This window comes from uncultured Parabacteroides sp. (assembly GCF_905196875.1).
Taxonomy (GTDB): domain Bacteria; phylum Bacteroidota; class Bacteroidia; order Bacteroidales; family Tannerellaceae; genus Parabacteroides.
The window spans coordinates 84,079-96,808 of sequence record NZ_CAJJWO010000006.1 but is presented as its reverse complement, the minus strand read 5'-3'; the positions used below and the strand labels follow the sequence as shown (position 1 = coordinate 96,808).

The following is a 12,730-nucleotide window of genomic DNA, read 5'->3' as shown; positions in this document are numbered from 1 at the left end:
CTATAGTCCTGCACCTATCAGCACTAGTATGCTAAATTATTAGCACCATAGTGTGAGTTGGGCTAACACTACTATCCTGTTTCCATAGCGGACACAGGCTGGAAATACTCTACTAAATCAAAAGCGTAGTAAGCAGGTTCAGGTATATGCGCGGACAGACCACAGGGGGGCCATCCTGATCCTGCGCAATGTATTCTTTTATGGAAGGAACCGGGACGAGCGAGGCTATTGGAGAAGCAAACGACAAAAGGTCGGTCACTGCCGGTTGTAATTCTACTATCGGATTATTGGAACTGCTCCAGTCGAAACTGACCCGTTCCAGATCACAGCATTCATCTTCGCAGCAGCCGGAGTGGCAAACCGAAGATTCATCGGTGGTGCTGCAACAGCTATGCTCGTGCACTTCGCAACAATTATCATTCAACAATACTGCAACCCCTTCCGTGCGGCAATCACCGCAGCAATAGGTAATAAGGTTTACCCCGGCACCTCCGTAAAAAATAAGAGTCGCCAGGAAAACGATAAACAGATATGTTACAGCATTTTTCATTCGACACAAAGATAATGCTTTCGTCTATCCGCTCCTAACCGTTAATATTATTTAGGAAATTCGGAAAGATAATAATAAGTATCAGGCGATACAACACTTTCGATATGGTAACGGGTGGAAGCCGAAACGCTGAAGCTATATCCTCTCTCCGCATTCGGAGCAACCGGAAGATAAAGAACCGTATCCCGCACTCCGGTAGCCAGAATAGATTTAGCCGACAACGTATCGATAGAGTCCGTCAATGAATAATAAACCGTATAAGTCAGGTCTTCCTTTTCCACCGGTGGTTTCTGCCAGGACAGTTTCAGGTCGCTTCCCTCCTTCTCCACATGGATCTCTGCCGGAGCCGCAGGCACCCTATCGCTCAACCAGGTGAGAGGCAATAACTGTGCCGGGTATTTATAATAATTATCTTTCAACTCATTATAAAGTCCTTTCGAATTATCCAATACATTCTCGCAACGGAAAAAGGTACAGCCTGCACCTCCATAATAACGGCTGTAATCTATCTGGTCAGTAATATCGTTTACCGTCCAGTCCGCTTCATTCTTCTCCATGCGGTAAGCTCCCAGTCCCGGCACGACCAGACGTCCGTTACAATTCTCCACCCAGTTGTCTACAAACGGGAAGAAGTTTTCATGCAGATAATACATCATCGGAACGATCATGTCCTGCTTTCCCTTCTGCATCCACATCTTGGGGTCCTGGAAGACACTTTCATAAGCTGTCCAACCGGCATTGGGAACACGTTCGATCCGGTTATACTTACCCAATGGCGAACTGCTGACCTGCACCCAGGGCTTTGCCTGTTTCACCCAGTCATAAATACGATAGACCATCTTGTTGATATTCTCGCGCCGCCAGTCAGGCAATTTCTGCGATTTACCGTATTTATTATGAACGGCTTTATCCGGGAAACTCTTGGCCTGCTCCGGATAACGGATATAGTCAAACTGGATCCCGTCGATATCATATCCGTTCACCACCTCCTTTACCAGAGATAAAATATAATCGGCAGTCTCCGGCACACCCGGATCGAGATACCATTCCCCGTTATGACGTTTACACAGTTTCGGATGGCGTTTTACGACAGACAATTTCCCCTGTTCTTTGACAGCCTTCTCCGTACCAACAGGAAATGTCACAAACCAGGCATGGCATTCCATCCCCCGTTTGTGACATTCTTCTATCGCAAAAGCCAACGGATCGTATCCGGGCATTGTTCCATATTTACCTGAGAAAGTTTTGGATGCCGGTTCTATTGCCGAACGATAAATAACATCCCCCCGCAAACGAACTTGCAGAAATACGGTGTTGAAATTCGCATCAGCCAACCGGTCGAGTATATTGCATAACTCCTGTTGCTGGGCCTTTCTTCCCGCTTCCGTTGTAGCCGGCTTTTTAGGCCAGTCCAGTCCATAGACGGTAGTTAGCCAGACAGCACGTATCTCGTGCTTCGGAGATTCAACTGCTCCAACCGGATGAAGCAATAAAAGGACCAGGAATAACAGGCAATACTTTCTCATTTCCACTTATTTATTCAGCGGGGCAAAGGTAGTACTTTTTCGTTATTTTCCAATTTCCGACAAATACCGCTCAGCCTCGATAGCCGCCTGACAACCTGTTCCGGCTGCTGTAATAGCCTGACGGTAATGAGGATCGGCAACGTCGCCTGCGGCAAAAACTCCGGGCACTTTTGTACGCGGTGTTCCGGGTACAGTCTTGATGTATCCTACTTCATCCGTATCGATCCACGGTTTAAATATATCCGAGTTCGGTTTATGTCCGATAGCGAGGAAGAAACCATCGATGGCAATATCCACTTTTTCTTCATCCGATTCACCCATCCGTTTTACCAAGTGGGCACCTTCCACACCATTTTCGCCAAACAGGCCGATCGTGTTGTGCTCAAACAGAACCATGATGTTCGGCGTATTGAATACGCGTTCCTGCATGACTTTCGACGCACGCAAGAAAGGTTTACGGACAATTAGGTACACCTGCTTTGCCAATCCGGCCAGGTAAACAGCTTCCTCACAAGCCGTATCTCCACCTCCCACAACAGCAACGACTTTCTTACGATAGAAGAAACCGTCGCAGGTAGCACAGGCAGAAACACCCATTCCGGCATATTTTTGTTCATCGGGAATACCCAGATACTTGGCTGTCGCACCGGTTGCAATGATCAGGGCTTCCGTTTCAATTACTTTTTCACCGTCGATCGTCACCTTGTAAGGAGCAGCGGAAAGATCGGTTTCCGTAGCAATTCCAAAACGGATATCCGCACCAAAACGCAATGCCTGCTGCTTCAGGTCTTCCATCAGTTCCGGGCCGGTGATGCCTTCCGGATAACCGGGGAAATTCTCCACTTCCGTTGTTGTCGTAAGCTGTCCGCCCGGCTGAATACCTTCATACAATACGGGTGATAAGTTTGCACGTGAAGCATAAATTGCTGCTGTATATCCTGCAGGACCGGAACCTATAATCAGGCAACGGACCTTTTCATTTGTTGAATTGCTCATAGCGTTTATTTATTGATAATTGATAATTAATTTAAGGAATCACTCTATTGTCTTTTAACGGAGATCGATCACCTCTGCATCCGGATAGTCACCTTCCTTAAAAACAAAAAAGTCGTCCGGTTGGTTTACACCCGTTTTCAGTTTACTGATATGGATCGTATTGGTAATACCGTTTTTTGCCTCGACTTTGATTGCAGCCGGGAAGTTCGAGAACTTTTCGATCTGCAACTCCACCCGGATGATATCTCCTTTCTTCTTTGGCGTCAGCTCTATATCGTAGGCCGCTTTTCCGTTTGCAGCCGTACTTTCCCCGATATATTTAGGAGTAAAACCCTTCTTATATACACGTAATAAAATGGCGGGATTGGTAAACTGCAATTCTTCTCCGGAAGGGGTACTGACATTCACTTCGTCGTTACGTTCCACGTAGCTCCATTGCGTCTTTCCATCAAACCAGGTAATCATATCCGGAGTGACCAAGGTAAACTTATCCCCTCTCATATTAATCGTTCCTTCGAAACTTTCCGACATTTTCTGCATATCGGAACGGGTATTCAAAGCAAAGGAAGCAGAGATACCATTGGAATTCTCATAGGCAGAAGCTGCCTTATCGAGAATCGATACCGGATTTTGTGCCCTGCTTATCACTCTGACACCGAAAAGGAGACATAACAGAAGACCCACAAAAGCAATCCCCCGCCATATTCTGATTTTCTTTTCTCTTTCCATAAATAACACTTGCTGGTTAATAGATTTATTTCAAGGAGTTCAGCAGTTGTTCCAGATTATACTCGTCCTGGATCAATACCTGACGCGCCTTACTTCCTTCAAACGGTCCTACGATTCCGGCTGCTTCCAACTGGTCCATCAGACGTCCGGCACGGTTGTAACCGATCGCGAACTTACGCTGGATAAGCGAGGTGGAACCCTGTTGCTGGATAACGATCAGACGGGCCGCTTCATCAAACAATGGATCGCGATCCGACAGGTCGACAGAGCCCGGAGCTTTATCTTCGCCACCCTCTCCCACATATTCAGGCAACAGGAAGGCGGTAGCATAACCGGCCTGGCCGGAGATATAATTTACGATCTGTTCTACTTCAGGCGTATCCACAAAAGCGCATTGAACACGATTCGTTTCCCCACCCTGCGAGAACAGCAAGTCACCACGACCGATCAACTGGTTGGCACCGGGTGCATCCAGGATCGTACGCGAGTCGACCATCTGCATCACACGGAAGGCCATACGGGCCGGGAAGTTCGCCTTGATAATACCGGTAATGATATTGGTAGACGGACGCTGCGTAGCAATGATCATATGGATACCGACGGCACGTGCTTTCTGTGCAATACGGGCAATCGGCGTTTCAATCTCTTTACCAGCCTGCATGATCAGGTCGCCGAACTCGTCGATAATCACGACGATAAACGGCATGAACTTATGTCCCTTCTCCGGATTCAGGTGACGGGAGATAAATTTAGCGTTATATTCCTTTATATTACGCACATGCGCTTTCATCAGCAACTCATAACGGTCGTCCATTTCTTTACAAACGGAGTTCAGCGTCATAATCACCTTCGTGCAATCTGTAATCACCGCCTTGTCAGCATCAGGCAATTTTGCCAGGTAATGACGTTCCAGGTCGGAATAGATTCCGAACTCTACCATCTTCGGGTCGACCAGCACAAACTTCAGTTCAGACGGATGCTTTCTATATAATAAAGAGGTTATCACCGCATTCAGACCGACTGACTTACCTTGTCCGGTAGCACCGGCCACCAATAAGTGAGGCATCTTACACAGGTCGAACATAAATATCTCGTTGGTAATCGTCTTACCCAACACAACCGGCAGGTCATATTTGGACTCCTGGAATTTACGGGAAGCCACCACCGACTGCATGGATACGATCTGCGGGTCTTTATTCGGCACCTCGATACCGATCGTTCCCTTACCCGGCATCGGGGCAATGATACGAATACCCAAAGCCGACAGGTTCAGGGCAATATCATCTTCCAGGTTCTTGATCTTCGAGATACGGACACCGGTATCCGGGATTACTTCATATAATGTAATGGTCGGCCCCACCGTCGCCTTGATAGAAGAGATACTGATACCAAAACTTTCCAATGTCTGCTTGATACGTTTCTGGTTGGCCATCTGTTCTTCCATATCGACCTGATGTTCGCTCACATCATATTTTTTCAGCAGTTCGATCGGCGGGTTACGGAAACCGGACAGATCGAGCTTCGGATCGTATTCACCCAGTGAAGAAGCATCGTATACCTCATCGTCGCCAGCGGGAACTTCCACCGTAAAACGAGGATCTCCCGGAAGGTCTTCCGGATCATCGGGTTGATTTCCTGCATCCGGAATATCATATGCTTCTTCCTCTTGAGGGACTGTTACCTCAAATGTATCGTCGTTGGATATATTCGAATAGGTTTCAGTACGCGGTTCAGGCTTACGATAGCTTTCCACCTCGCCGGCAGACTCCATTTCTTTTGCCGTATCAAAAACAAAATCATCTGTTTCCGGTCGTTCGTCCGGTTGGTCGGCAATAAGATGTTCGGATGCGGTATCGTCTTCCGAAGTCGTATCGTCTTCCGTATCTTCTTTCTTTTCCCTTTTCAGACGGTTCTTCAACCAACCGAAAGAAAGCAGGCTTTGCAGGAACGGTATTGTTTTCTTGCTGCTGAATATGGCTATGATCAGGAACACTCCGGCCAGCAGCAGGATCGTTCCGGGAATACCGATATTGGTAATCATCATTTCAGACAGGTAATATCCATGTTGACCGCCTAAATAAATAAAGGTATCTTCATATCCGGTGATAAAAACAAAAGCAAAAAACAACGATCCCCAAACCAGCATAGCGGCACTGAACAGGAAACGTTTCAGCAAGGATACCTTGCGCAGGTTCATCATCTTTGCCCCGACCGACCCCAGGAAAAACAGGATCATAAAAGAAGAGATACCGAACCAGCGATTCATCAACAAATCAGCCAGGAAAGCACCGCGTACTCCCGTCCAGTTCTCCACCGATCCTCTGTTAGTCAAAAGATCCGATAGCGGAACATTCTCTATTTTGCTCTGATCGGCCCCTCCCGTAAAGAAGAAAGAGATCAGGGATAATCCGATATAAATAGTGATAATAGCTATCACCAGTCCGGTAATAAAACGGGTACGTTCACTACTGAAAAAGGCTTTCATTGCAGCGAATTTACCAGGCTCGCTGTTACTATTTTGTTTTGTTGCAGTTGCTTTCTTTGCCATATAAATCCTCGTTATAACTTGCAAATATACGGGATTATCTTCAGTCAACCAAAGGAAAAAGCGAGTTATCCGATTTGATAAATTAATCCGGATTATGTTTACCGAACAGAGTTACTTCTCCCATACCTGCGCGTCCTTCCGATACGCTATTTATAGTAATACGAAAATATTTTACATGAGTACAATTTAACTCGACTGGCTTAAACTCCCAACCAGTACATTCCTGTTCATAAACCAAAGTCCAGCCTGAGCCATCAGACGATACTTCTACTTTATGCCCATACAAGGAACTATCCTTTTGAAAAAGAATACGGCTAGCCTTGATATAAACCGGTGTATCAAAAGTAAGAGTCACCACCTGAGGAAGAGAGTCTGTATCCGCAATCCACCAACTACTGTCATCCCTGTCTACAAGATTTGTTACAGGATAAGAAGAATGGGAGCTGGTAGCCGTTACTTTTTGGGGTAGTAATACCGGAAGATTCAATAACTTCCTTTCCTTTACATTCATTCTTTCAACTACACCATCCTCTTCGTTACCTTTAAAAGAGGCATGAATACCATCCGGCAATAACTGTCCCTTATAAGGTAGGCTTTTTATAGTAGATGTACCTCCGAGTAAACCTTCAGCTTCCGCCTTAACAATAATATCTCCAGGGCATTTACTTGTCCGGATAAAAGCAAAACCAATTCCTCCTTCAACTTGTTGGCGGCTAACACCTATCCGCTCGATATCACCACCAATAATATCTCCCTCTCCATCTATCGACAATGTGATTATATCAGCAGAGTTATTTACCAATGTCCCGTTTTCATCACAAACCCTTATATAGACTGGAATCATATCACTTCCGTCCGCAATTGGCACAATATTATTATGCCGGAAAAAGACTTCCAGATGATGAGGTTTACCAGGAGTATGTACCGTATGCGTGGTTACCACCCTACCTTGCGAAATACCTTCGGCCATCAACTCGCCGGGTTCATATCCATCGAGCCGAAAAGAGAATTCCGGACTTCCTCCCTTTTTTACGATATTTGGACGAAGTAAAGCACGTTCCAAACGAGTCTGTACCGCTACAAGCTGCCTGTTTCTGTAAAGTTTCACTGCGTCGCAGTTAGAAAAAACCGTTATTTCCTGCACCGAATCTTTTCTCTCCGGTGGTGTATTCCGGGAAGCGATAAAAACCATCGGACCTTCATATAACCCTTTCTGACTAACGTTCTTATCACGCATGCTTTGCATCATATAATAACTAAACTTCGGGGCACGGTTCACATCCACAACTCCGCAATACATTGTCGTTTCTTGGCTTCCCCGATTATAATCATTATAGCTCCACAAGAAATGTCCTCCCAGACGTTCATTGGCATCCAGCATACACCAATCAAAATATCCTTTTCCTTCCAGTTGTTCATAACGGGTATTGCATTGCTTTACCTGTTCTTCTTCATTTTCGGTTATACTTACACGAGGCTTTTCTCCCGCTCCGTCTCCCCATTCGCGAGTCAGTAAGGGTTTAACGACTACCTGATCTTCCGGATAGTTACTCATGACATTTCCGTCTTTCGGGAAACGGGATACTTGCTTATAAAAAACATCATAACAATCCACAAGATCCGTATGACCGAAATAATCACCGGCAGTATACATCTGATCACCGGGATACTCCTCATGAGCTATCTCATAAAGTTTCCGAGCTATTTCTTTCGGATAACGGGTTTCATTCAACGCTGTTTCCCACAAAACAACAGAAGCATGATTCCTGTCACGTCTGATCATTCTGCTACCAACTTCGTAAACCCGGTTAATAAAAGTCGTATCAGTATTAAAATACTGCCACCCCGGAATACATTCGATAACTAACAGACCATGTTTATCGCAAGCTTCAAGAAACGCGGGATCATGCGGGTAATGGGCCGCACGCACAGCATTGTATCCTCCCTGCTTCATATCAATCACCTCTCTCTCCTGCATCGAATTTGATGCTGCATCACCAACATATGGATAAGCTTGGTGACGATTCACTCCACGCATATACAATTTTTCTCCGTTAATAAGAAAACCATCATCTGTCGTATATCGGATAGAACGTATCCCTATTTTCCGGGAAACTTCATCTACGACTTTATCGTCAATTCTCACTTCGGTTTTTAATTCATATAAACAAGGATTATAAGGATGCCATAGAGACGGTTTTTCGATCAGCAAATCTTGCTCCAAATGAATACCGGTACCGGCTTTTAACGAAAAAGGGATTTGTTTACTGACAATTTCTCTGTCATTTGAATCGACCAGACGGGTCAGAAGATATCCTTTCCGGGACATATCATACCGATTCCTGACATGTGTCTTAACATGTACCCGCGCCCGTTCTTTTGTCACTTCGGGATAAGTAACGAAAACACCACCTCCGGCCACTTCATTCTCTTCCAAAGGATCTGTGACATGCAACTTATCCGAAATTATCAGATCCACATCCCTGTATATACCACTATAATAATAAAAATCCAGACCTTCCTGAGGTTTTCCCGGAGGTGTCAACGGATCATATTCGGCTGATACCCGTACCGCCAACACATTGTTTCCGTCAAAATTCACTTTATCTGTAATATCTGCAACAAAACCGATATATCCTCCTTGATTTTCAGTTATTTCACAACCGTTGATATACACTTTGCACGAGGTCATTACACCTTCAAACGCAACACGGATATTTTTATTTTTATATGCTGAACTGATTGTGAAATAACGACGATACCAGCCTATTCCATCATAAATGACATCTCCCCCGCAATGTTTCCTTTCCAACTGCATGATGTGGGGAACGGAAACCGGTATCCAAAGAGAATCGGCTAAAACCGCCGATTCTCCTCCTTTTATATCTCCACGAAAAAAAGCCCAGTCAGTATTCATAGAATAACTAATCCGGGCTGCATTCCCCGCATAAGTTTCCACAAATGAAAACATAAATACCATCCAATAGAAAAGTAAGCCACATAAATGCTTACAGGTATCTCTTTTTATACTCATCATAATAATATACTGCAATTGTTTTATGAACGAATTAGTGCTTAGGCATTATGGCTATTTCACCGATTAGTAATGATTCATCACAAAGAGAACTTAAGGCAATACTGATATTACCTAATAATGATTCTCCCGGATTCATTCGGAGTGTGATCCATTTTCCTTTTTGCGGAATACTATCGAAAACTGTTTCCTTTCCATTAAAAAAAAGAGTTCCTTTTCTCTCTTTTTCATCGGGATTACATAATAACAATTTTATCTCCCCGCTAAAATCAAAGGGAATCTTCAAATCCAACTGTATCTTTTTACCTTGCCATGCCGAAAATGACTCATTCACAATTATATGATCACAATGAACACGATATCCATATTTATCTGTTTCATAAAAAGTAGAAGCATCCTTTTCAAGTGCCCACTCCGTTGTCCCATTTTGTTCCAGACGTCCTCCGGCTTTTACATAGAGATACGCTTTTTCAAATTCTCCGGGAGCTAAGTAAGGTGCATTTATATCGTATAATTCACGTTTCATCCAATCGTAGTCAATACTTTCACGCGGCTGAAAATCAGAAGAAGATACATATTGCATCAGACTATTTTTCAATGCCTGCGCTGCCGGTCGTTTCTCCAACGAATCCACCAAGTTATAACCACAGATTAAAATCTTACCTCCTTCTCTGCCAGCAAATTCCATAACAGCACCTAATTTCCGGTTAAAATGAAAATCATGAATCGGTTGCACAATGGGACGTATTGTATGAGGAAGTCCGTCCAGATCGAACCCACGGCCTCCTTTACAAATATCAAACCACTGGAAATCCAGATAATTATCTGTAGGGAAATCTTTGAGTGCCGGATGTGTATTCCTGATGACAGCTCCGTTTGTGAATCCTTCATTACCCTGGTTTCCTGCCTGCCAGAACGTAGGTTTCCACTGAGCATATCCCGCATTCTTGCTACTACCTAACTGATGCGCCCAAAGAATGACAGTCTTTCCTGCCTTCAAATATTCAAGAGCGTCTGTCACCGAGGTTGTTTCTATCACAAAATTATTTTTCACTTCCTTCTGTTTGCAGAAGACCCATAAATGCCAATCATTCTTAAAGACAGTACCCCGAACAGAAACTTCCAGCAAAAGTTTTTGTGAACGATCTATTTTTGCCAGCGAAACCGATAACTGCCCGACTTTATTCAACGTTGCATTTTTAATATCATAATGATCAAAAGTCCCTTTATCCCAAACGTAACCATCATCATTTCTTATTCGCCAGTCAATCTGTGCATTCTTTATATCTTTGTCGGCAAAATGTAAAACTTCGATCCCAATTTTCAATGTATCGGCAGATGTATAAATATAGGAAGGAGTCCGCATAAGCGGAACCGTTGTATTACACCAATTTTTGAACCTTTCCGGTGTAACAATACCTTTATTGTCATAAAAAGAATCCAGCCAACCTATCAAAGCAACACCTTGTCCGGGAAAGTCTTGAATACTCAGCAACTGGAACCCTCCACAATAAGGAGTTCTTAATAAAGATTCTATATTTTCTTTATACAGTGCCATAGACTGAAATCCGGATGACAATATAAATTCCTTATTCTGCTCATATACACCGCGTTGCCAGGCCAGTTCTCTGTAAGACTCCATTGACCGTGCTCTAAGGTTTCCCGTGTATTTATTTACTTCATTCCAATCAGGATAAAATACCCATTGTCCTACTTCATGTTGAATAGAAGGCAACGGAGATGCATCTCCATACCAAGGGGCATAATCCCAATTTGTAGACAACCGTCCCTCATTAATAAAAAGTAACGGATAGGGAGACGACAGATCTCCCTGAAAATTTATATCCGAATTTGTTGTAACAGGCCGTCTTACAGATGCTGTATAAAAATGCCGGGGATCATGTTCTTTCACTTCTTTGATCCAGGGATCCAATTTGTTTCTATCAAATCCCCCCAATTCATTTCCCATAGCCAGCATAACCAGAGACGGATGGTTTCCATAAGCATCGGCAATCCTTCTCAATTCCGGACGAAGGAAAGGTTCTACCTCTTCAATATCCAATGCTTTTCCCATCCATCCGTCCCGCCAAAATATTTCACTTAATACATACAAGCCCAATTCGTCTGCGGCTTCAAATGCAGCCTTAGGAGGAGTCCATGAATGGAAACGAACATGATTTAATCCATAATCTTTATAGGCCTGAAAAATACGGAGCCAACTCTCTTTATCTGTGGCCGGATATCCAGTCAGTGGAAAAACCGCACAATCAAGATTTCCTCTCAAATAACGTTTTAGACCATTTACCGTTATATAATCATCTGTTCTCCCAATGGAACGGAATCCAAAGATAACAGGCTCATAAGCATCTTTTCCAAACTTGCTTTTCGCCGAACATGTTAGTTCATACAAAGAGGGTGAAAACTCGTCCCAAAGATCAGGGTCAGAGACTTTAAGGGTTTTAACTATTACATTCTTTCCGGAAGATGCTAGGTAATCAGAATGCAATTCATCAACAACCGTTCCTGTTTTTCTGTCTTTCAATTCAAAGAACAATTCCAGTTTCTGCTTTTTTTCCGTTCGGTTCAAAACAGAAACCTCTACATCCAGTTTTCCCGTATCATCAGGAAAAGTACGAACCAACTCAATTTGTACATCCGGATGAGATGACATTTCCATTTTTCCGATTATCCCATTCCAGATAATCTGTGTTTGATCGCCATAACTATGCCCCCATTCGTTACCGATCGGATAAATTTCCCTATTGTCAATACACAAAGTCAGCGTGTACGTACCCGGAGATAATTTACCTAAAGAATAACAATGAGGAGTCAATAATGATTCCCGGCTATCGATATATTTATCATTCAACCACAATTGACTTTTCCACATGACCCGTTCAAAAAAGAGAGACACGTTTTTATTTTTCCAGTTTTTCGGTATGGTAATATCCATTTGGTACCATGCCTTTCCTATATATTTATGCAACCGGGATAATTTGCCTGTTTCGATCACATCTTCTCCATAACCTCCTTCATCGGTAATACCCGGTAATTTAATTTTATTAACCAATGTCTTTGTATACCATAATTCTTTTTCTCCGACATCAGCCGAGTCCAATGCAAATCTCCAATCACCAGTCAACGATATACGTTCCGGATTTTGGGCTGCCAGAAACAGAGGCAGTGAAAAAAGCAAGAGAATATAATAGATTATTTTTTTCATTATAGATGATATTTTACCTGTTTGAGAATAAGCAGCTTCCCCTACCTTTTTTCGTTTGACCTATCAAAAAAGGAAAGAAGATTGAGGCAAAACTGAATGATAGTTTTGCCTCAATGAATTATTT

General features: G+C 43.6%; 7 protein-coding genes. All 7 read right to left on the bottom strand.

The features are described 5' to 3' along the window. Positions 1-112: 112 nt before the first annotated feature. Entirely contained in the window at positions 113-550 is a 438-nt protein-coding gene (locus QZ076_RS03870; protein ID WP_293710519.1) for a hypothetical protein, read from the bottom strand. Between the two features lie 47 nt (positions 551-597). Beyond that, complete coding sequence (locus tag QZ076_RS03865; protein ID WP_293710518.1) at positions 598-2,076, bottom strand: family 10 glycosylhydrolase; 1,479 nt, start codon at positions 2,074-2,076, stop codon at positions 598-600. A gap of 42 nt (positions 2,077-2,118) precedes the next feature. Further along, on the bottom strand, positions 2,119-3,072 hold the full coding sequence (gene trxB / locus QZ076_RS03860; protein ID WP_293710517.1) for a thioredoxin-disulfide reductase: 954 nt from the start codon (positions 3,070-3,072) through the stop codon (positions 2,119-2,121). 54 nt (positions 3,073-3,126) lie between these two features. Next, positions 3,127-3,801: a LolA-like putative outer membrane lipoprotein chaperone gene (locus QZ076_RS03855; RefSeq protein WP_293710516.1), complete on the bottom strand. Its 675-nt coding sequence runs from the start codon at positions 3,799-3,801 to the stop codon at positions 3,127-3,129. Between the two features lie 25 nt (positions 3,802-3,826). After that, positions 3,827-6,349, bottom strand: coding sequence for a DNA translocase FtsK (locus tag QZ076_RS03850; RefSeq protein ID WP_293710515.1), 2,523 nt, complete (start codon positions 6,347-6,349; stop codon positions 3,827-3,829). 82 nt (positions 6,350-6,431) lie between these two features. Continuing rightward, positions 6,432-9,266: a glycoside hydrolase family 2 TIM barrel-domain containing protein gene (locus QZ076_RS03845; RefSeq protein ID WP_293710569.1), complete on the bottom strand. Its 2,835-nt coding sequence runs from the start codon at positions 9,264-9,266 to the stop codon at positions 6,432-6,434. A gap of 151 nt (positions 9,267-9,417) precedes the next feature. Beyond that, positions 9,418-12,606 carry a sugar-binding domain-containing protein gene (locus QZ076_RS03840; protein WP_293710514.1) on the bottom strand — a complete coding sequence of 1,063 codons (3,189 nt, stop codon included), beginning with the start codon at positions 12,604-12,606 and terminating at the stop codon, positions 9,418-9,420. Positions 12,607-12,730: the final 124 nt, after the last annotated feature.